Genomic DNA, 19179 nt, shown 5'->3' on the forward strand with positions numbered 1-19179 from the left:
GTGTCCGCGACCAAGAACGACAAGCACGAAGCCACCATCGTCAAGCGCGGCGGCGGCAAGCACGCGCACGACGAGCACGGCGGCGCCTGGAAAGTCGCCTTCGCCGACTTCTGCCTGGCCCTGATGGCCCTGTTCCTGGTGCTGTGGCTGATCGCCGCGCGCGAACAACAGAACCTCAAGAAGATCGTGCGCGACGCCACCGACAGCGGTATGCTGGAGGGTCTGGGTTCCAAGCCCCAGGTGGCTTCGGAGCAGACCGGCAGCATGATCGAGCGCTTCCAGCTGCCGATGGCCGGCCAGGGCGGCACCGGCGACCCGGGGGCGCCGAGCGCGCCGCGGGTGGCCTACGAGACCGCCTCCGACCTGGCAGCCCTGTCCAAGGCCCTGGGCGAGATGAGCGCCGAAGCCGGCCTGGCCTCGAACCTGGCGACCGTGGTCACGCCCTACGGCCTGCGGGTGATGCTGCACGATACCGACAAGCAGGGCATGTACATGCGCGGCAGCGCACTGCCCACCGGGCGTTTCGCGCGCCTGCTGCGCAAAATGGGGCCGCTGTTCGCCCAGATGAAGAACCAGATGCTGATCGTCGGACACACCGATTCCTCGCGCTTCGCCGGCCCCGACAGCGGCGGCTACTCGAACTGGGCGCTGTCGACCGACCGCGCGCTGTCGGCCCGCGCCGAGCTGCTGGGCGGCGGCATGCGCGCCGAGAGCGTGCTGCAGGTGGTGGGCATGGCCGACCGCGGTCCGCTCAATGCCGAGGAACCGCTGGCGGGCGTCAACCGCCGCATCGAGCTCCTGATACTGACCAGCGCCCAGTCGCGCGCGGTGTCCTCGATGTTCGGCACCCCGGGCAAGCCGGAAGCCCTGGGCAAGGAGGCTGCGATCGCCCTGCCCGACGCGGCCGCCCTGGAAGAACTGCGCCGCCAACTGCCGAAGTAAACATGACGATCCAATCGAAAACCCGAGCCAGCCGCATGAAGATCACCGGCACCACCGTCAGCACCGTCAATGTGGGCGGCCAGAGCGTCGCCGCTCCGGTCCAGCAGGAAGCGCCCCAGGCGAGCGCTCCCGCCCTCCAGTCCGAGGTCCTGAAACCGGCCGCCGAAGCCCTGGGCAGCCTGCCCGACTTCGACGCCGCCCGCGTGGCCGAACTGCGCGACCAGCTGGCGCGCGGCGAGCTGCCCTTCGATCCGGCGCGCCTGGCGGGCCTGATCCAGAAGTTCCACGGAGGCCGCTGAGATGGCCAAGCTCACCCGCCCCCAGGCCAATGCCCTGCTGCTCGACGGCGTCCAAGCCGACCTGCGCGACGGCCAGGAGGTCGCCGTCCTGCTCGAGCGCCAGTTCGAGGCCGCCGTGCGCCACCGCACCGCCGAGCTGAGCGAACTGGCCGGCCAGCTCACGCCCCTGCTGGACGCGATGGAAGCGCGGCGCCAGCAGCGCGTCTCGCTGGTGCGCGCCCTGCTCGGGCAGGACGCGGGCATGGACGCCTTCTTCGCCAGCCTCGAGCCAGGTGCGCGTGCGGCCGGCGAAGCGGCCTGGCGCGCACTGGAAACCCTGATCCTGGCCTGCAAGGCGGCCACCACCCGCAACGCCAGCCTGCTGGCCGAGCAGTATTCGGTGATGCAGCGCGTGCTGCACGGCGAGGACGACATCTATGCGCCCCGCTGAGATGCCGCGCATCGACGCGCTGGCGCCGACCGAAGCCACCCGCCCCACCGCCCCGCTCGCCAACGGTGGGGCCGGCGCCGGCTTCGGCCGCATGTTCGGCGAGCTGCAGGCCGAAGTGGCGGCCTTTATCCAGCACGGCGACGGCGCCGGCACGGGAGACGGCGGCGCCGGCGCGCTGAGCCCCGAAGGCGCCCTGCTGCGCGCCCGCGCCAACGGCCTGATCATGGGCGCGGAAGAGAACGACGAAGCGGCGCCGGTCGGCGGCGCCGGCCTGGAGTCGCCGCAGCAGCGTGCATTCCTGGACAGCATCGCGCCCTGGGCGCGCGAAGCGGCCGGGCAGCTGGGCGTGGCCCCGGAACTGGTGGCCGCCCACGCGGCGCTGGAATCGGGCTGGGGCCAGCGCCCCTTGAGCACCGCCGCCGGCGCCTCCAGCCACAACCTGTTCGGCATCAAGGCCGGCTCGAACTGGAACGGGGCGGTGACCGATTCCGCCACCACCGAATACGTGAACGGCAGCGCGCTCAAGACCCGCGAGCGCTTCCGCGCCTACCCGGACGCCGGCGCGGCCTTCCGCGACTACGCCCAGATGCTGATCGATAACCCGCGCTACCGCGGCGCGCTCAACGTGGGCGGCGACGCGCGCGCCTTCGCCCAGGGCCTGGCGCGCGGCGGCTACGCCACCGATCCGAACTATGCGGCCAAGCTGACGCGCCTGGCGAACCAGCTGCAGGGATCCTTCGACTGAGCGGCCGGCCGTCAGCGGCGCGACACCGGCAGGTCGACCGGTTCGACCGTGCCGGCGCCGGCCACCCGCATGCGCACCACCTGCCCGCTGGCGGCGTTGCGCACCCGGACCACGGCGCCGCGAGCACCGGCGTCCAGGGCTTCGCCGGCCATGCTGACTTCGATGCCCTCGTGGCGCGCCACCATCAGCACCTGGTCGCCGCGCTTGACCACCAGCGGCGCGGCCAGCTGGCCGCTGCGCAGGATCTCGCCGGCGCGCAGGCTGCGGCGCGGGCTCTGGCCCACCGCCAGCGCCAGGTCGCCGATCGCGTCCGGCGCCTGGGTGATGTCGCGCCGCTCGAGGGCGAGGTCGGCCTCGGCCAGCGGCTGGTTGGCGCCGACCGGGGCGGCGGTCACCGCCACCTGGGCCGAGATGCGGGCGCGCACCAGGAAATCCTGGCGCCAGCCCTTGCCCGCCGGGCAGCGCGCCACGAAGCGCATGCGCGCCGGCTGGCGGGTGTCGAGCGCGTCGACCTCGACCGGTTTGGCGCAGGGCGGCGCCGGGCGGCTGCTGAGGACCTCGAGGTCGAATTGTGGATCGGACAAGGCGCTGGCGCTGGCCATCTTGTCCAAATGATATCGGGCAGCCTGTTCTACCTCTGCAGTAATAGTTTGTGCCGACACGGTTGTGGCGTACAAAAGACAGGTTACAATGAACGGGGTTGCCGTACGGAAAGCAATCATTGGACAATGATGGACCAGCGAAAAAGACACATTCTAATTCACTGCAGTCACCCTACGAAGGATCGCCATGACGATTAATTTCAAAGAAGCCCTCGGTGTGCATGCCGACGCGCTGCAGCTGCGCGCCGAACGCACCCGCGTGCTTGCATCGAACATCGCCAACGAAAGCACGCCCGGCTATACCGCGCGCGACATCGACTTCGCCCAGGCACTGCAGGAGCGCATCGACGAAGAAGCCGGCGCGCCCACCCTGTCCGAGGACGGCCCGCTGTACCGCGTGCCCTACCACCCCAGCGCCGACGGCAACACCGTCGAGATCGGCGTCGAACAGGCCGCGTTCTCGCAGAACGCCTCGGACTTCCAGACCAGCCTCACCTTCATCAACATGAAGCTGCGCGGTCTGGCCAAGGCCATCAACGGTCAATAAGCAGGCCAACAAGGACCATTATGAGCTTCAAGGATATTTCCCAAATCGCCGGTTCGGCGATGGCGGCCCAGACCGTGCGCCTCAACACGATCGCCAGCAACCTGGCCAACGCCAACGCAGCGGCCGGTTCCGAGACCGAGGGCTACCGCGCGCGCAAGCCGGTGTTCGCCGCCATGATCGGCGACGAAGGCGTGGCGCGCGTGCAGGTGCTGGACGTGGTGCAGTCGGCCGAGCCGCTGCGCCGCATGCACGAACCCGACAATCCCCTGGCCGACGCCGAGGGCTATGTCTACTACGCCAACGTCAACGAAGTGGCCGAGATGGCGGACATGATGGCCGCCTCGCGCGCCTTCGAGACCAATGTCGAAGTGATGGGCCGCATCAAGTCCATGCAGCAGTCGCTGCTCAAGCTGGGAGAGGGCTGATATGGTCGCCGCAACCAATGCCTTCGGCTTCCCCTCGTCCGGCACGAACAACAACGGCGATACCGTCGCGCCGGGCGTCCAGATGAGCGAGAACAAGGACATGTTCACCAAGCTGCTGGTGGCCCAGATCCGCAACCAGGACCCGCTCGCGCCCTCCGATCCGAGCCAGTTCGTGAACCAGCTGTCGCAGCTGTCGCAGACCGAGGCCCTGGAGAACCTGGCCCAGACCACCACCGCCAGCGCCAGCATGCTGCAAAGCCTGCAGGTGCTGGGCATGGGCAGCCAGGTCGGTTCCGAGATCTCGGTCGAGACCGGCCGCGTGCGCATCGACGGCGCCAAGATCAACGCCAGCGTCCAGCTTACCGGCGCCAGCAACCTGACCGCCGTCACCCTGACCAGCGCCGGCGGCCAGACGACCCGCATCGAGCTGCCGGCGCACGGCAGCGGCCCCCAGAGCTTCACCATCGACCCGGAAAAGCTTGGCCTGCCTGCAGGCAGCTACAGCATCGCCGCCGAAGCCTCGGACGGCACCAAGCCCGCCATCGAAGTCACCGCGCGCCTGGACAGCGTGCGCCTGTCGGCCAACGGCGGCCTGCTGCTGAATGTGGCCGGCGTCGGCGAAATCGGTCCCGAATACATCACCAGCTTCAAAGGCAAACCCGCTGCCCAGGTGGCGGCCGTCTCGGATAACTGAAAGGATTCCCCATGAGCTTCAATATCGCCCTCTCCGGCATCCAGGCCATCAACGAGCAACTGACGGCCGTCTCGAACAACATCGCCAACGCCGGCACCTACGGCTTCAAGAGCAGCCGCGCCAACTTCTCGGCGGTGTACGCCGGCGACCAGGCCAATGGCGTCGAAGTCGGTTCGCTGACCCAGAACATCGGCAAGAACGGCAGCCTGCAGAACACCGGCCGCGGCCTCGACGCCGCGATCCAGGGCCGCGGCTTCTTCGCGGTGCGCGATTCCCAGGGCGTGATCAACTACACCCGCGTCGGCATCTTCAAGGCCGACAAGGAAGGTTTCCTGGTCGACCCGCAGGGCAAGAAGGTGCAGGGCTATGGCCCGGCCGTGGGCGGCGCCATGGGCGCCCTGGGCGACATCAAGGTGCCGACCGGCCAGATCCCGGCGGTCGCCAGCACCAAGCTGACCTATGTGGGCAACCTCTCGTCGGACTGGACCAACCCGACCGTGACCCCGTTCGACCCGAACAACAACAAGTCCTACAACATGGTCAAGCAGACCGTGCTGTACGACTCGCTGGGCGGCGAACACACCGTCTCGCAGTACTTCATCCGTACCGGCGCCAACACCGTGCAGGTGCGCTATGCCTTCGACGGCGCGGCCCCGGGCCCGACCGCGACCATGACCTTCGACACCAATGGCCAGCTGACCGCCCCGCTGCCGACGCCGACCCCGGCGCTGAGCATCCCGGCCGCCAACGGCGCCGCCGCGATCAACTTCACGATCGACTACACCGGCACCACCCGCTTCGCCGGCGAAGCCACCACCACCACCAACCGCGCCGACGGCTATCCCTCGGGCGCCTTCGTGGGCGTGGAAATGGCCGAAGACGGCTCGGTCGTGGCCAAGTACAGCAACGAACAGCAGCAGATCGTCGGCACCGTGGCCCTGGCCACCTTCCCCGACGAGGACGGCCTGACCCAGGTCAGCGACACCTCCTGGGTCGCCAACAACACCTCGGGCGCGCCGCTGTACACCACCCCGGGCGTGGGCCTGGCCGGCAAGCTGGCCAAGGGCGCGCTGGAAGGCTCGAACGTGGACATCACCTCGGAACTGGTGGGCCTGATGACCTCGCAGCGCAACTACCAGGCGAACTCCAAGGTCATCACCACCGAGAACCAGATGATGCAGGCCCTCATGCAGGCCCTGTAAGACTGAGCCATGGATAAACTGATCTTCACTGCCGTCAGCGGCGCCGAGCGCACCATGCGCGCCCAGCAGGTGCGCGCCAACAACCTCGCCAACGCCGACACTCCGGGCTTCCGCGCCAACATCGAGCTGGCCTCGGTGCAGGCGCTGGGCGGCTACGGCTACGACGACGTGCACCTGTCCAAGATCGAGGCCGACACGATCTCGACCCGCGCCGGCGCGGTGCGCGAGACCGGCCGCGCGCTCGACGTCGCGGTCAACGGCAACGGCTACCTGGCGGTGCAGTGGGGAGACGGCGAAGCCTATACCCGCGCCGGCGCGATCGACATCGACGCGCAAGGCAACCTGTCGGTGCAGGGCCGCCCCCTGCTGGGCGAAGGCGGCCCGATCACCCTGCCGCCCCACACCGCGGTCGACATCGCGGTCGACGGCACCATCTCGGTGATGCCGGAAGGCGGCACCCTGATGCAGGTGGTGGACCGCCTGCGCCTGGTGAGCGCCGAAGGCGCCGAACTGGCCAAGAACGAAGCCGGCCTGATCGTGCCGCGCGGCGGCGACCCGCTGCCGGCCGACCCCAACGTCACGGTGCGCGGCCGCGCCCTCGAGGGCAGCAATGTCTCGGCGGTGGAGGAGATGGTCGCCGTAATGAGCCTGAACCGCTCTTTCGAGATGCAGATGAAGCTGTTCAAGGCCAGCGACAGCATGAACGAGGTGGGCAACCGCCTCATCGGCGGCTAAGCCGCCGCCACAACCAATACTAGGGAGCCAACATGAATCCAGCAATGTGGATCAGCAAGACCGGCGTGCAGGCACAGGATGCCAAGCTGCAGGCGATCGCCAACAACCTGGCGAACGTGAACACCACCGGCTTCAAGCGCGACCGCGTCGTCTTCGAAGACCTGTTCTACCAGGTCGACTCGCAGCCGGGCGCCCAGAACGCGGACAACACCGTCACCAACGGCGTGCAGCTCGGTAACGGCACGCGCGTGGTCGGCACCCAGAAGGTCTTCAGCGACGGCAACGTCCAGATGACCAGCCAGCAGTGGGACGTGGCCATCATGGGCCAGGGCTTCCTGCAGGTGCGCCGTCCGAACGGCGAACCGGCCTATACCCGCGCCGGCAACCTGACCCTGGACCCGAACGGCACCCTGACCAATGCCCAGGGCCTGCCCCTGGTGCCCCAGATCACCGTGCCGGCCAACGCCACCAAGATCACCATCGGCGAGAACGGCATGGTCTCGGCCACCATCCCCGGCCAGGCCGCACCGACCGAACTGGGCCAGCTGACCCTGACCTCCTTCATCAACCCGGCCGGCCTGCTGGCCCTGGGCGACAACCTGTTCCAGGAAACCGCGGCCAGCGGCACCCCGAACGAGGGCCGTCCGGGCGACGCCGCCTTCGGCAAGCTCAAGCAGGGCGCGCTGGAAGGCTCGAACGTCCAGGTGGTCGAGGAAATGGTCGACATGATCGCCGCCCAGCGCACCTACGAGATGAACACCAAGGTGCTGTCGGCGGCCGACAACATGCTCCAGTACCTGGCGCAGGCTGCACGTTAAGAAAATGAAATACCTGACCGCGGCGCTGTGCGCCCTTCTGCTGGCCGGCTGCGCTTCGCGCGCGCCGGTTGCTTCCAACGACGACGACGACCTGGTGCCGATGCGCACGGCGTCGCGTGGCGGCGTCTCGGGTGGCGTGTTCGCGAGTGACATCGCGCCGCTGACCTCGGACAGCCGCGCCTACCGCGTGGGCGACGCGGTCACTGTCATCCTGCAGGAAACCACCCAGGCCAGCAAGCGCGCCGGGACCACCATCTCGAAAGACTCCTCGGTCGGCGTGAACCCGATCGGGGCGCTGGGCAAGACCTTCGGCAAGACCGGGATCGACATCTCGGCCGAGCGCGGTTTCCAGGGCGACGCCACCAGCACCCAGCAGAACGCCCTGTCGGGCGCGCTGACCGTAGTGGTGCAGGAAGTGCTGCCCAACGGCCTGCTGCGCGTGGCCGGCGAGAAGAACCTGACCTTGAACCAGGGCGAGGAATTCGTGCGCCTGAAAGGCTATATCCGCGCCGCCGACATCGACGCCGACAACCAGATCTCCTCGCTGCGCGTGGCCAACGCGCGCATCGCCTATTCGGCCAAGGGCGCGCTGGCCGACGCCAACCAGCCGGGCTGGCTGACCCGTTTCTTCAACAGCCCGCTGATGCCTTTCTGAGGACGACATGAAGCCATTCCTGAAGGCCGGCCGCCTGCTCGGCATCCTTTCCTGCCTGTTGTTCGCGGCATCGATGCCGGCCCAGGGCGCGCAGGCCCTGCGCAACCTGGTCAGCGTCGAGGGCGTGCGCGAGAACCCGCTGGTCGGCTACGGCCTGGTGGTCGGCCTGAACGGCAGCGGCGACTCGACCCAGGTCAAGTACGCCAGCCAGTCCGTGGTCAACATGCTCAAGCAGTTCGGCGTCAAGCTGCCGGAAGGCGAGGACGCCAAAAACAAGAACGTGGCCGCAGTCATGGTCTCGGCCGTGTTCCCGCCCGGCTACCGGCGCGGCCAGGCGATCGACGTCACCGTATCCTCGCTGGGCGACGCCAAGAGCCTGCGCGGCGGCACCCTGCTGCTGACCCAGCTGCGCGCGGCCGACAACGAAGTCTATGCGCTGGCCCAGGGCAACCTGGTGGTCGGCGGCCTGAACGCCACCGGCAAGAGCGGTTCCTCGGTCACGGTCAACACCCCGACCACCGGCCGCATCCCCAACGGCGCCATGATCGAGCGCGAGATCGCGACCGATTTCGCGACCCGTCCGCAGGTGATGCTGCGCCTGCGCCAGCCGCATTTCGAGACCGCCACCAACGTGGTCGAGGCGATCAACCGCAAGTACGGCCCGATCGCCACCACCAGCGACGGCACCAGCGTCGAGGTGATCGCCCCGGCCAACCCGACCGAGCGCGTGGCCTTCGTCGCCAAGCTCAACAACCTGCCGATCGAGGCCGGCGCCGAGGTGCCGAAAGTCGTGTTCAATTCGCGCACCGGCACCGTGGTCATCGCCGAAGGCCTGCGCGTCAAGGCCGCCGCGGTCACCCACGGCTCGCTCAAGGTGATCATTTCGGAGAGCTCGCGCGTGTCCCAGCCCGGCCCCTTCTCGCGCGGCCAGACCGCGGTGACGCCGGAATCGAAGCTGCAGGTGGACCAGGGCTCCGGCCAGATGTTCCGCTGGCCGGCCGGCGCCAGGCTGCAGACCATCATCGACGTGGTCAACAGCCTGGGCGCCTCGCCCGACGACATCATGGCGATCCTGCAGGCCCTGGACCAGGCCGGCGCGATCGAAGGCGAACTAGTGGTGATCTGATGCGCATCGACGAACACTCCCCCCTCCCCATTAACGGCTCCGGCGCCGGCGAGGCGCCGGTTGCGCCTGCGCAGGACAGCCAGGCCGCCGACCCGACCTACGTGGCCAAGGCCACCAAGGCCGCGGTCGAGTTCGAGCGTTTCTTTATTGGCAACATGCTCAAGCAGATGCGCGCCTCGACCCGCGAGATGGCCGGCGAGGACAGCGTCTTCAAGGACCGCGTCAACGGCGACATGCAGGACATGGCCGACGACCTGCTAGCCGGCCACCTGGCGGGCCAGCGCGCCTTCGGCATCGCCGACGTGATCCTGCGGCAGCTGGTTTCTGCAAAGAAAACTTAATAACCTGCAAGATTCGGTCGCCTTATTGGGTTAACAGCCTCCGGGACGCATATGACCATCATTAATAACGCACTGTCGGGCGCGCTCGCCGCCCAGGTAGCGCTTGCCGCAAGCAGCCAGAACATCGCCAACCTCCAGACCAAGGGCTATACCCGCCAGGGCGCCCTGCTGGCGGCGATCGGCCCCTATGGCGGCGGCCACTCGGCCGGCAACGGCGTCGAGGTGACCTCGCTGCTGCGCTTCTCGGACAACTACAAGAGCCAGGCCATGTGGCGCGCGGCCTCCGAAAAAGGCCTGTACTCGCAGAGCCAACCTTACCTCAGCCAGCTCGAGAACGTGATGGGCGACGAGGCCGCCAGCCTGTCGGCCGGCATCGACAAGTTCTTCAAGGCCCTGAACGCGGTCGCCGGCGATCCGGGCTCGACCCCGCTGCGCCAGTCCGTGCTGACCTCGGCCGGCCTGCTGGCCGAGCGCTTCAACGGCCTGAACAACGTCTTCAATTCCCAGCTCAACTCGGTGCGCCAGCAGCGCAGCGCGATCGTCGACTCGGCCAACGCCCAGATCGCCACCATCGCGCGCCTGAACCAGCAGATCATCGAAGCGAGGTCGAGCGGTACCTCGGCCTCCTCGCTGATCGACACCCGCGACCAGGCGATCGACGAACTGGCCAGCAAGATGGCGCTGGAAGTCTCGGACAATCCGGACGGCAGCCGCGACGTCGCGCTCAAGACCGGCCAGGCGCTGGTGCTGGGCAGCCTGCACGGCAAGCTGACCGCCGCCGCGACCGCCACCTCGCCCCAGGAATTCCGCCTCGAATTCGCCGGTACAAGCTACCTGCTGGACGCCGGCCTGATGGGCGGACAGCTGGGCGGCCTGGCCCAGTACGAGACCAATACCCTGGTCAAGCTGCAGGAAGACACCGCCGAACTGGCGCAGCAGGTCGCCGTGCGCATGAACGCCCAGCTCGCCCTCGGCTTCAAGCCGGACGGCACGGCCGGCGTGCCGCTGTTCGTCTACACCCCGGGCGGCGGCTCGGACATGCTCAAGGTGGTCGCCGGATTCAAGGCCGAAGACCTGGCCTTTTCCGCGGATGGCCAGCCGGGCGATACGGGTAACCTGCAGAAGCTGCTGACCATCAAGACCCAGTCGGTTTCTCTGCCCCACCTGGGCAATGTGCTGCTGAGCGACGCCGACACCCAGCTGGTGGGCAAGCTCGCCGTGGACAGCCAGCTCAACAAGGCGTCGCTGAAGACCTCCACCACGGTGCGCACCCAGTCGGAAGACGACTGGAAGTCGACCAGCGGGGTCAACGAGGACGAGGAAGCGGTCAATCTCGTCGAGTACCAGAGAATGTATCAGGCGAACATGAAAGTGATTTCTGTCGCCAACAGCCTGTTCGACGCCACCCTGGCGATGATGGGTTAAAGGAAAGAGCCATGCGTATCGCGACCTCGCAGTTCCAATCCACGATGAACCAGTCGCTCCAGGTGAACCAGGAGCGCATCTCGACCATCACCCAGCAGATGGCCAACCTGAAGCGCATCCTGGTGCCCTCGGACGACCCGGTGGACAGCGTGCGCCTGGCGCGCCTGGACCGCGAAGAGTCGACCGTGCAGCAATACCGCGACAACATCGGCGCGCTCAAGCTGCGCCTGACGAAGTCGGAAGGCTACCTGAGCAACATGGTCAAGGAAATGAACACCGGCCGCGACCTGCTGGTCTGGGCCTCGGACGGCGGCAATGCGCCGGACGACCTGAAGGCCATGGTGACGCCGCTCACCTCGCTGCGCGACAGCCTGTTCTTCACCGCCAACACCATCGACCAGGAAGGCAACTACCTGTTCTCGGGCACCGCCACCAAGACCGCGCCGCTGCGCTACGACGCCACCCAGCCGGTCGGTTCGCGCTACACCTACGAGGGCAACACCAACTCGCAGGACGTGATCGTCGGCAGCGGCATCACCCAGGGCTCGAACGAGAACCTGAAGGACCTGGAAAAGCTGCTCAACCGCCTCGACCGCAGCATCGAGACCCTGAAGGTGCCCGGCGCCTCGCCCAACGACCCGGCGGTGCGCGCCATCCTGGCCGACAACCTGGGCGGCTTCGACGAAGCCATGAACATGGTCTCGTCGAAAATCGCCACCATGGGCGGCGTGCAGAACATCATCGCCACCCTGGACGCCAACCACGCCAACGTCAGCCTGTCGAACAAGACCGCGATCCTCGACATCGGCCAGCTCGACATCGGCGTCGCCGCGACCGAGCTGAACGGCTACTCGACCGCCCTCCAGGCCACTTACAAGGCGTACAGCCGCATCGGCAACCTGTCGCTGTTCGCAGCCATCTGATCGTCATGGAAGCAAGTCTCCGCCCGGCCACCACCCTGGCCCCCACCACCACCAGCGGCAGCACCGGCGCCCAGAGCACGGCCGCCACCGGCCGCGCGACGGCGGTGCGCCCGGCGGATCCGGACAGCCGGGTCGTCACCCGTACTCCGCCCAGCGCGGCCCCGCTCAAGCGCGGGATCGACTGGAACCAGAACCTGCAGAGCGAGGTCGCACGCGCCCAGCAGGCGCTCGACTACCTCGAGCGCGTCGCCAGCCAGCTGGAAGCCCTCAAGACCGAACTGAGCGCGAAGCTCTCGGGCCGCAGCAACCCGTCACGCCAGATCGAGGCGCGCACCCGCCAGCTCGCGCAATCCCTGGAGGCCCGCCGCAGCCAGGGCGGCGACGGCATCGACGCCGAACTCGAGTTCAACGGCGGACAGCCGGCCCAGCGCCAGTTCCGCATCAGGGGCATGGACGTCGCCTCGCTCCAGGCCGCGGCCCCGCAGACCATGGGCTTCTCGGTCGGCGCCGCCGGCGGTCCGCAACTCTCGGCCACCATCCAGCCGGGCATGACCCCGGAGGAGATCGCCCAGCGCCTGGACCGGACCCTGTCGCCGGTCAAGGTGCGCGTATCGCTCGACGACAAGCGCGAGCTGGTGTTCGCCACCGATGAAAGCGACTGGGACAGCGTGCGCGACGCGATCGCCGTCACCGGCCGCGGCCGCGTCGACACGGTCGAGGAACCGGCCTCGCTGGCGCCCCAGGACTGGGAACTGGGCAATCCGGACGCGCTGCGCCAGAGCCTGCGCGAAGTGGTGCAGGCTCTGGCCCGGGTGCGCCGCTCCCAGGACGCCGCCGCCGCCGCCCTGTCCGCCGCGATGGCGCGCACCGCCCAGCCCGAGATCCCCGTCGCCGAACTGGAGGCGATCACCGGCGACTTCGCGGCCACCGCGGCCAGCCACGATTACGAGTCGCTGCTGGCGATCACCTCGGCCCTGGTCGGGGTGAGCCGGGATCGCGTCCAGGCCCTGCTCGGCTTGCGCTGATATCCGCTTTTTTCCGCCTCCAAGCTCCCGTGCATTTGCCGGGAGCTTTTTTCTTTTGGGGAATTAATATCGATCCAATAGGAAATTAATTTCCTATTGGACTCATATTTCCAAGCTCAGCAGCATTATTTTTATTGTCGCGTTCTTTTCGCACGGCGCACCAAATCGTGCTCCCAAAAGGATGTGTTATTTTAAAAAAGATACTGCCGCATGAAGCGACTTTGCGTGTCTATTGGGTAATATGAGCTTACAAAAAGAAACTCCGTATTCCGAGCAGCGGGCCGGCTCCTATCAGGGGCAGCTGCAGGAACAAATGGCCGATTATTTTGCCGGCTTGGCCTCCGCCTCGGCGTCTACCTCGGCTTCCGCCCTGGCGCCCCTGCCGCTGCTCTCGCTCGTCGTTCCCTTCTATAACGAAGAGGAAATGATCAGCCATTTTTTCGCGCGCGTGATCCCGATACTGGAAGAGATTCCGGAAATCCGTTTCGAGGTCCTGTGCGTGAATGACGGCAGCCGCGACCGTACACTGGAGCGCCTGATCGCCGTGTCCCAGCTCGACGCCCGGGTGCGGGTGATCGACCTGACCCGCAATTTCGGCAAGGAAGCCGCACTCACAGCCGCCATCTTCGAGGCGCGCGGCGACCTGATCGTGCCCTTCGACGCCGACCTGCAAGACCCGCCCGAAGTCATCGCCAAACTGGTCGATAAATGGCGCGAAGGAAATGAGGTCGTGCTGGCGAAACGCGCCGACCGCCAATCCGATTCCCTGCTCAAAAAATGGACGGCGCTGATTTTCTACCGTATCCATAATGAAGTGTCGGAAGTGCCGATTCCCGAGAATGTGGGTGACTTCCGCCTTTTTACCAGAAACGTCTGCGAATCATTAAAATCCCTGCCGGAATCCTGTCGCTTCATGAAAGGCCTGTTCGCCTGGGTCGGATATAAAACGGCGGTGGTCGAATATACGCGCGAAAAGCGGGCGGCCGGAAAAACCAAATTTTCCGGATGGAAGCTTTGGAATTTCGCGCTCGAGGGCATCACCAGTTTCAGCACCCTGCCGCTGCGGGTCTGGACCTATGTCGGCGTGACCGTGGCCCTGATCGCCCTGGTGCGCGCCGCCTGGCTGGTGGTGCGCACCCTGGTGTACGGCGTGGACGTGCCCGGCTATGCCTCGCTCGCCACCGCGATCCTGCTGCTCGGCGGCATCCAGCTGATCGGCATCGGCGTGCTGGGCGAATACGTCGGGCGCATCTACATGGAGTCCAAGGGGCGGCCGGTCTACCTGATCCGCAAACGCTACGAGCGCGCGGCGCCCCATGCGTGACGGCGCGATCACGGAGGTCGCCACGACCGGCACCTCTTCCCGCATGCGCCGTCTCAGGCTGGGGCGCTTCCTGCTGTACGCGATGGTCGGCGCGGCCGGCACGGCCGGCCACTACGCCCTCCTGATCGGCCTGGTCTCCTTCGGCCTGATGGCGCCGGCCCCGGCCTCGGTGCTGGGCGCCCTGCTCGGCGCCCTGATCAACTTCGTGCTCAACGCCACCCTCACCTTTGCCGGCGCCGGCCACAGTCACCTGCAATGGCGCACGGCGGCACGCTTCTTCGCCACCGCCGGCCTGGCGGCCCTGATCAACGGCCTGGCGATGTTCCTGCTGGTGGACGGGCTGGGCCTGGACTACCGGCTGGCCCAGCTCCTGGTGACGGCCGTGCTGCTGTGCGCGACCTATGCGATCAATGCGAAGTGGACTTTCCATGCAGGCAAAGACCGCTGACCCCAGCCTGACCGGCCTGCCGCCCGGTCCGCGCCTGGGCGCCTTCCTGGAGTGCAGCACGCCGGTGGCCCGCCTGTGGTCGCTGAGCCTGCTGGTCGCCCTGCTGGCCCTGCTGCTGCGCCTGCCCACGCTGGAGAGCCGCTCGCTGTGGCTGGACGAGACCTACAGCGCCTGGTTCGCCGCCCTGCCGCTGCGCGAGCTGTGGACCAGCGTGCCGCTCTACGAAACCCATCCCCCTTTCTACTATTCCCTGCTCAAGGGCTGGACCGTTTTGTTCGGCACGGGCGAGGTGGCGATGCGCAGCCTGTCGGTGCTGGGCAGCGTGCTCACGGTCCTCCTGATCCCGATCGGCGCCCGCCTGGGCCGGCTGGGGGGCAAGGCGGAGCGGGTGGCCTTGCTGGCCGCCCTGTTCCTGGCAGTCAATGCCAACAGCGTCCTGTTTGCCCAGCAGGCCCGGCCCTATGCCCTGCAGGCCCTGGGCGGCGCGCTGGCCGTGTACTGCTCGGCGATGCTGGTGCTGGAGCTGGCGCGCCGGCCGGAGGCGCCCTCGCGCCGGCTGTGGGCCTGGGTCGGCGGCCTGGCGGTCTCGACCGCGCTCACCATGTGGCTGCACAACACCGGCGTGTTCGCCGCCTTCGGCATCTGGACCGGCATGACCCTGGCCCTGCTCTTGAGCACTTCGGGACCGCGCCGCCTGCAGGCGCTGGCGGTGGGCCTGGCGGGCGTCGGTGCGCTGCTGCTGTGGTCGCCGATGCTGCCCATCCTGGCTGCCCAGAGCGCGGCCATGGGCAAGCTGTCCTACTGGATCAGCTTCAAGCCGGCCAACACGCTCGCCGCCTGGAGCGTGATCAGCGGCTGGCCGATCATGCACTACCCGGTGGCGGCCCTGGTGGCCCTGGCCTACTTCTGGCTGTGGCGCCATGCGCGCGCCCATTTCTGGCACCTGGGCTGCGTGATGAGCCTGCCCATCCTGGCCCTGGCCGGCTACAGCTGGCTGGTCAAGCCGGTGTTCCTGTCGCGCCTGTTCGAATGGCTGGCGCCGCTGGGCATGGTGCTGCTGGCTTTGGGCGTGTATGCGCTGCGGCCGCGCTGGCGGCTGCCGGTGGTGGCGGCGATCCTCGCCTTGTCGGCCTGGTCGGTGAATGCCTTTTACCACCTGCAGACCGAGAACTGGCGCGAGATGATGGCCCAGCTCACCCGCGAGAGCCGGCCGGGCGACCTGGTGCTTGCGGTGCCGAACGAGATCCAGATGCCGGTCGTCTATTACGGCGAGGCCGGCCGCACGCCCGAGGTGGTCTACCTGCCGGGGCCCTTCCCGGCGGTGGGGCTGGAGCGGCGTTATGTCGGGAATTCGGCGGCGCCGGGGCTGGGGCAGGCGGATGTGCCGGTTATCCGGAATCTGACTGAAGGGCGGCAGCGGGTGTGGCTGATCGAGCGCTCGGCGAATCTGTATGACCCGGAAGGGCTGGCGGTGAAGGAACTGGGGGCGCGGTATCGGCTGGTCAAGCAGATCGATGGGGTTGGGGCGCTGATTCGCCTTTACGAACTGTCGCAGAAGCCATAAGCGCAAAAACGTCGTCCCCGCGAAGGCGGGGACCCAAGTTGGACGCGTTACCGCGACACTAAACTTGGGTCCCCGCCTGCGCGGGGACGACGGTCTTGAGGTTGGCGGTTAAATCAGAAACCGTACTTCATGCCCACACTCCAGACATTCGGCTTCGCGCCGTAGTCCTTGCTCTTGCCGTAGCGCTCGAACTCGGCGGTCAGGGCCACGTTCTGGTTCACCTGGTACTGCAGACCCAAGCCGCCGTAGCCGCCGGTGTCGTCATCCTTGATACGGCCCAGGTTGGTGTTCAGCTTGCGCTCGCTGTGCGAAACGCCCAGCTTGCCGTAGGCCGAGACGCGCTCGTTCACCGGAACCGTGTACTTGGCCGCCACATAGGTGCCGTAGCCTTCGGTGCTGCCGTTCACGGCGCCACGGGCGAAGTCGGTCTTGTGGTGGTTGACCCAACCCGCTTCCACACCCATGTTCTGGTTGAAGTCGTAGCCGGCGAACAGCTTGCCGTCCGCCTTGTGGGCGTCGACGGTCTGGTTCTTGGCGCTCACGGCGGCGGCGCCCACATAGCCGCGTCCTGCGGTCGATTGGGCTTGCGCGGCGCCGACGATGGCGCTACCTGCGACGATGGCAAAAATCAGCTTCTTCATATAAAACTCCTTCAAAAACGTCAACTGTTGCGCAATTCACAGTAAATCGCGTTGTTGCCACCTTAACAGCTCAAGCCCGCTGATCCCAGAGGAAATCTGGTAAGAACTGTAACAAGATGAAAAATGCGGCCAAGTTCCGCACTTATGTGCGTGACTTGACCGACGATCGCGAATTCCCGGCTCACGCTGATGAAGGACGAAAAAAAACCCGCTGCAAGCAGCGGGTTTCTTGTGAGCCGGAAGGCTTATGCGTTTTCGCGGCTAGCCTTCTTGCGCTCGTGCTCCTTCAGGAAGCGCTTGCGCAGGCGGATGCTCTTCGGGGTGATCTCGACTAGCTCGTCGTCCTCGATGAACTCGACGGCGTATTCGAGCGACATCTGGATCGGCGGCACCAGGCGCACGGCTTCGTCGGTGCCCGAGGCGCGCACGTTGGTCAGCTGCTTGCCCTTGATCGGGTTCACGACCAGGTCGTTGTCGCGCGAGTGGATGCCGATGATCATGCCTTCGTACACCGGGGTGTTGTGCTCGACGAACATGCGGCCGCGGTCCTGCAGCTTCCACAGCGCGTAGGCGACGGCCTGGCCGTCGTCCTGCGAGATCAGCACGCCATTGCGGCGGCCGGCCAGTTCGCCCTTGCCGGTGTCGACCGGGGCGTAGGCGTCGAACACGTGGCTCATCAGGCCGGTGCCGCGGGTCAGGGTCATGAAGTCGCCCTGGAAGCCAATCAGGCCACGTGCCGGAATGCGGTACTCAAGACGCACGCGGCCCTTGCCGTCGCTTTCCATGTTCTGCAGGTCGCCACGGCGGCGGCCCAGTTCTTCCATCACGCCGCCCTGGTTCACTTCTTCCACGTCGACGGTCAGGTTTTCATACGGCTCGCACTTGACGCCGTCGATTTCCTTGAACACCACGCGCGGACGCGACACGGCCAGTTCGAAACCTTCGCGGCGCATGTTTTCCAGCAGAATGGTCAGGTGCAGTTCGCCACGGCCCGAGACTTCGAACACGGTGTCGTCGTCGGTCGGCAGCACGCGCAGCGCCACGTTCGACTTCAGTTCGCGGTCCAGACGGTCGCGCAGCTGGCGGCTGGTCACGAACTTGCCTTCGCGGCCGGCCAGCGGCGAGGTGTTGACCATGAAGTTCATGGTCAGGGTCGGCTCGTCCACGGTCAGCATCGGCAGCGCTTCCGGCACGTCCGGCGAGCACAGGGTCACGCCGATGCCGATGTCTTCGATACCGTTGATCAGGACGATGTCGCCGGCGACCGCTTCTTCCACCTGCACGCGCTCCAGGCCCTTGAAGTTCAGGACCTGGTTGATGCGACCCTTGATCGGGGCCTTGTCGTCCTGGCCGTTCATGACGATCACGTCCATGCCCGGCTTGATGCGGCCGCGGTTGATGCGGCCGATGCCGATCTTGCCGACGTAGGACGAGTAGTCCAGCGAGGTGATCTGCATCTGCAGGGGGCCGTCCGGGTTGTCGTCACGCACCGGCACGTATTTCAGGATGGCGTCGAACAGCGGCTTCATGTCGCCGCCACGCACGCTTTCGTCCATGCCGGCATAGCCGTTCAGGCCCGAAGCGTAGACGATCGGGAAGTCGAGCTGCTCGTCGGTGGCGCCCAGCTTGTCGAACAGTTCGAAGGTCTGGTTGATCGCCCAGTCGGCGCGCGCGCCCGGACGGTCGATCTTGTTGACCACCACGATCGGCTTCAGGCCCAGGGCCAGCGCCTTGCGGGTCACGAAGCGGGTCTGGGGCATCGGGCCTTCCTGGGCGTCGACCAGCAGCAGCACCGAATCGACCATCGACAGCACGCGCTCGACCTCGCCGCCGAAGTCGGCGTGGCCCGGGGTGTCGACGATGTTGATGTGGGTGCCTTCGTACTCGACCGCGCAGTTCTTCGACAGAATCGTGATGCCACGTTCCTTTTCGAGGTCGTTCGAGTCCATCACGCGGGTATCCACCGCCTGGTTTTCACGGAAGGTGCCCGACTGGCGCAGCAGCTGGTCCACGAGGGTGGTCTTGCCGTGGTCAACGTGGGCAATGATTGCGATATTACGGATCGCGCGTTTGGAGTTTGACATGTGTTCTCGAAAAGTTTCGTGTTGTACGACGGTGTACGGGTGCAGCCAAATACGGAAACCGACTAGTATAGCACGGATGCGGAAACATCCTAGGCTGCCTTGGAGAATTCCCCGAATTTTCAACAACTTGACTACCCCGCCAATCCTTTTGGCAGAGCCGCAGGCGCCAGACTAGCCGGCGCAT

22 protein-coding genes are annotated in these 19179 nt (G+C 66.7%); 19 read left to right on the plus strand and 3 right to left on the minus strand.

From position 1 onward, the window contains the following. Genes B0920_RS12460 through B0920_RS12475 form a run of 4 tightly spaced genes read left to right on the plus strand, consistent with a single transcriptional unit; the run spans nucleotide 1 to nucleotide 2416 of the window. Complete coding sequence (locus tag B0920_RS12460) at nucleotides 1-942, plus strand: flagellar motor protein MotB (protein WP_229455449.1); 942 nt, start codon at nucleotides 1-3, stop codon at nucleotides 940-942. 2 nt (nucleotides 943-944) lie between these two features. Further along, nucleotides 945-1241, plus strand: a complete 297-nt coding sequence (flgM, locus tag B0920_RS12465; RefSeq protein WP_307188905.1) for a flagellar biosynthesis anti-sigma factor FlgM — start codon at nucleotides 945-947, stop codon at nucleotides 1239-1241. A gap of 1 nt (nucleotide 1242) precedes the next feature. Next, complete coding sequence (flgN, locus tag B0920_RS12470) at nucleotides 1243-1671, plus strand: flagellar export chaperone FlgN (RefSeq protein ID WP_078032801.1); 429 nt, start codon at nucleotides 1243-1245, stop codon at nucleotides 1669-1671. Next, on the plus strand, nucleotides 1658-2416 hold the full coding sequence (locus B0920_RS12475) for a glycoside hydrolase family 73 protein (RefSeq protein ID WP_078032802.1): 759 nt from the start codon (nucleotides 1658-1660) through the stop codon (nucleotides 2414-2416). Before flgN ends, B0920_RS12475 begins: the two co-directional genes overlap by 14 nt. Before the next feature lie 11 nt (nucleotides 2417-2427). Here the strand turns inward: B0920_RS12475 and flgA are convergent, their stop codons facing one another. After that, a complete protein-coding gene (gene flgA / locus B0920_RS12480) occupies nucleotides 2428-3018 on the minus strand; it encodes a flagellar basal body P-ring formation chaperone FlgA (RefSeq protein ID WP_229455614.1) in 591 nt (196 codons plus the stop codon). A gap of 187 nt (nucleotides 3019-3205) precedes the next feature. Here flgA and flgB point away from each other — a divergent pair, with 187 nt between their 5' ends. The 15 genes from flgB (at nucleotide 3206) to B0920_RS12555 (ending at nucleotide 16270) form a co-directional block, all read left to right on the plus strand. Beyond that, complete coding sequence (gene flgB / locus B0920_RS12485) at nucleotides 3206-3565, plus strand: flagellar basal body rod protein FlgB (protein WP_078032804.1); 360 nt, start codon at nucleotides 3206-3208, stop codon at nucleotides 3563-3565. A 20-nt stretch (nucleotides 3566-3585) separates the two neighbouring features. Continuing rightward, a complete protein-coding gene (gene flgC / locus B0920_RS12490) occupies nucleotides 3586-3990 on the plus strand; it encodes a flagellar basal body rod protein FlgC (RefSeq protein ID WP_078032805.1) in 405 nt (134 codons plus the stop codon). Between the two features lies 1 nt (nucleotide 3991). Then, nucleotides 3992-4684: a flagellar hook capping FlgD N-terminal domain-containing protein gene (locus B0920_RS12495; protein WP_078032806.1), complete on the plus strand. Its 693-nt coding sequence runs from the start codon at nucleotides 3992-3994 to the stop codon at nucleotides 4682-4684. A gap of 11 nt (nucleotides 4685-4695) precedes the next feature. Beyond that, nucleotides 4696-5886 carry a flagellar hook protein FlgE gene (locus B0920_RS12500; RefSeq protein ID WP_078032807.1) on the plus strand — a complete coding sequence of 397 codons (1191 nt, stop codon included), beginning with the start codon at nucleotides 4696-4698 and terminating at the stop codon, nucleotides 5884-5886. A 9-nt stretch (nucleotides 5887-5895) separates the two neighbouring features. Then, nucleotides 5896-6621 carry a flagellar basal body rod protein FlgF gene (locus B0920_RS12505; RefSeq protein WP_078032808.1) on the plus strand — a complete coding sequence of 242 codons (726 nt, stop codon included), beginning with the start codon at nucleotides 5896-5898 and terminating at the stop codon, nucleotides 6619-6621. A 32-nt stretch (nucleotides 6622-6653) separates the two neighbouring features. After that, on the plus strand, nucleotides 6654-7439 hold the full coding sequence (gene flgG / locus B0920_RS12510) for a flagellar basal-body rod protein FlgG (protein ID WP_179119149.1): 786 nt from the start codon (nucleotides 6654-6656) through the stop codon (nucleotides 7437-7439). A 4-nt stretch (nucleotides 7440-7443) separates the two neighbouring features. After that, nucleotides 7444-8094, plus strand: coding sequence for a flagellar basal body L-ring protein FlgH (gene flgH / locus B0920_RS12515; RefSeq protein ID WP_078032810.1), 651 nt, complete (start codon nucleotides 7444-7446; stop codon nucleotides 8092-8094). Between the two features lie 73 nt (nucleotides 8095-8167). After that, the gene (locus tag B0920_RS12520; RefSeq protein WP_373887898.1) at nucleotides 8168-9220 is read left to right on the plus strand and encodes a flagellar basal body P-ring protein FlgI; all 1053 of its coding nucleotides are present in this window, start codon (nucleotides 8168-8170) and stop codon (nucleotides 9218-9220) included. Next, nucleotides 9220-9561, plus strand: coding sequence for a rod-binding protein (locus tag B0920_RS12525; protein WP_078032812.1), 342 nt, complete (start codon nucleotides 9220-9222; stop codon nucleotides 9559-9561). The genes B0920_RS12520 and B0920_RS12525 overlap by 1 nt, the downstream gene beginning before the upstream one ends. Before the next feature lie 51 nt (nucleotides 9562-9612). Then, nucleotides 9613-10986, plus strand: coding sequence for a flagellar hook-associated protein FlgK (gene flgK, locus B0920_RS12530; protein WP_078032813.1), 1374 nt, complete (start codon nucleotides 9613-9615; stop codon nucleotides 10984-10986). A gap of 11 nt (nucleotides 10987-10997) precedes the next feature. Further along, entirely contained in the window at nucleotides 10998-11909 is a 912-nt protein-coding gene (flgL, locus tag B0920_RS12535) for a flagellar hook-associated protein FlgL (protein ID WP_078032814.1), read from the plus strand. 5 nt (nucleotides 11910-11914) lie between these two features. After that, on the plus strand, nucleotides 11915-12934 hold the full coding sequence (locus B0920_RS12540; RefSeq protein ID WP_078032815.1) for a hypothetical protein: 1020 nt from the start codon (nucleotides 11915-11917) through the stop codon (nucleotides 12932-12934). 313 nt (nucleotides 12935-13247) lie between these two features. Then, on the plus strand, nucleotides 13248-14258 hold the full coding sequence (locus B0920_RS12545; RefSeq protein ID WP_078032816.1) for a glycosyltransferase family 2 protein: 1011 nt from the start codon (nucleotides 13248-13250) through the stop codon (nucleotides 14256-14258). Then, nucleotides 14251-14706, plus strand: a complete 456-nt coding sequence (locus tag B0920_RS12550) for a GtrA family protein (RefSeq protein WP_218669359.1) — start codon at nucleotides 14251-14253, stop codon at nucleotides 14704-14706. The genes B0920_RS12545 and B0920_RS12550 overlap by 8 nt, the downstream gene beginning before the upstream one ends. Beyond that, nucleotides 14687-16270 carry a glycosyltransferase family 39 protein gene (locus B0920_RS12555; RefSeq protein WP_143745721.1) on the plus strand — a complete coding sequence of 528 codons (1584 nt, stop codon included), beginning with the start codon at nucleotides 14687-14689 and terminating at the stop codon, nucleotides 16268-16270. Before B0920_RS12550 ends, B0920_RS12555 begins: the two co-directional genes overlap by 20 nt. Before the next feature lie 113 nt (nucleotides 16271-16383). Here B0920_RS12555 and B0920_RS12560 read toward each other — a convergent pair whose 3' ends face one another. Further along, entirely contained in the window at nucleotides 16384-16911 is a 528-nt protein-coding gene (locus B0920_RS12560; RefSeq protein WP_078032818.1) for a porin family protein, read from the minus strand. 245 nt (nucleotides 16912-17156) lie between these two features. After that, complete coding sequence (typA, locus tag B0920_RS12565; protein ID WP_078032819.1) at nucleotides 17157-18995, minus strand: translational GTPase TypA; 1839 nt, start codon at nucleotides 18993-18995, stop codon at nucleotides 17157-17159. Nucleotides 18996-19179 lie beyond the last annotated feature (184 nt).

It is taken from the genome of Massilia sp. KIM (assembly GCF_002007115.1).
Lineage (GTDB): Bacteria > Pseudomonadota > Gammaproteobacteria > Burkholderiales > Burkholderiaceae_D > Telluria.

What these genes read in the sequence shown, in the direction of transcription:
- flgB (WP_078032804.1), top strand. Translation starts at nt 3,206, where the DNA reads ATGACGATTAATTTCAAAGAAGCCCTCGGTGTGCATGCCGACGCGCTG.
- flgL (WP_078032814.1), top strand. Translation starts at nt 10,998, where the DNA reads ATGCGTATCGCGACCTCGCAGTTCCAATCCACGATGAACCAGTCGCTC.
- flgN (WP_078032801.1), top strand. Translation starts at nt 1,243, where the DNA reads ATGGCCAAGCTCACCCGCCCCCAGGCCAATGCCCTGCTGCTCGACGGC.
- B0920_RS12550 (WP_218669359.1), top strand. Translation starts at nt 14,251, where the DNA reads ATGCGTGACGGCGCGATCACGGAGGTCGCCACGACCGGCACCTCTTCC.
- B0920_RS12505 (WP_078032808.1), top strand. Translation starts at nt 5,896, where the DNA reads ATGGATAAACTGATCTTCACTGCCGTCAGCGGCGCCGAGCGCACCATG.
- B0920_RS12500 (WP_078032807.1), top strand. Translation starts at nt 4,696, where the DNA reads ATGAGCTTCAATATCGCCCTCTCCGGCATCCAGGCCATCAACGAGCAA.
- flgH (WP_078032810.1), top strand. Translation starts at nt 7,444, where the DNA reads ATGAAATACCTGACCGCGGCGCTGTGCGCCCTTCTGCTGGCCGGCTGC.
- B0920_RS12555 (WP_143745721.1), top strand. Translation starts at nt 14,687, where the DNA reads ATGCAGGCAAAGACCGCTGACCCCAGCCTGACCGGCCTGCCGCCCGGT.
- flgK (WP_078032813.1), top strand. Translation starts at nt 9,613, where the DNA reads ATGACCATCATTAATAACGCACTGTCGGGCGCGCTCGCCGCCCAGGTA.
- B0920_RS12495 (WP_078032806.1), top strand. Translation starts at nt 3,992, where the DNA reads ATGGTCGCCGCAACCAATGCCTTCGGCTTCCCCTCGTCCGGCACGAAC.
- flgM (WP_307188905.1), top strand. Translation starts at nt 945, where the DNA reads ATGACGATCCAATCGAAAACCCGAGCCAGCCGCATGAAGATCACCGGC.
- typA (WP_078032819.1), bottom strand. Translation starts at nt 18,995, where the DNA reads ATGTCAAACTCCAAACGCGCGATCCGTAATATCGCAATCATTGCCCAC.
- B0920_RS12475 (WP_078032802.1), top strand. Translation starts at nt 1,658, where the DNA reads ATGCGCCCCGCTGAGATGCCGCGCATCGACGCGCTGGCGCCGACCGAA.
- B0920_RS12540 (WP_078032815.1), top strand. Translation starts at nt 11,915, where the DNA reads ATGGAAGCAAGTCTCCGCCCGGCCACCACCCTGGCCCCCACCACCACC.
- flgG (WP_179119149.1), top strand. Translation starts at nt 6,654, where the DNA reads ATGAATCCAGCAATGTGGATCAGCAAGACCGGCGTGCAGGCACAGGAT.
- flgC (WP_078032805.1), top strand. Translation starts at nt 3,586, where the DNA reads ATGAGCTTCAAGGATATTTCCCAAATCGCCGGTTCGGCGATGGCGGCC.
- B0920_RS12560 (WP_078032818.1), bottom strand. Translation starts at nt 16,911, where the DNA reads ATGAAGAAGCTGATTTTTGCCATCGTCGCAGGTAGCGCCATCGTCGGC.
- flgA (WP_229455614.1), bottom strand. Translation starts at nt 3,018, where the DNA reads ATGGCCAGCGCCAGCGCCTTGTCCGATCCACAATTCGACCTCGAGGTC.
- B0920_RS12525 (WP_078032812.1), top strand. Translation starts at nt 9,220, where the DNA reads ATGCGCATCGACGAACACTCCCCCCTCCCCATTAACGGCTCCGGCGCC.
- B0920_RS12545 (WP_078032816.1), top strand. Translation starts at nt 13,248, where the DNA reads ATGGCCGATTATTTTGCCGGCTTGGCCTCCGCCTCGGCGTCTACCTCG.
- B0920_RS12520 (WP_373887898.1), top strand. Translation starts at nt 8,168, where the DNA reads ATGCCGGCCCAGGGCGCGCAGGCCCTGCGCAACCTGGTCAGCGTCGAG.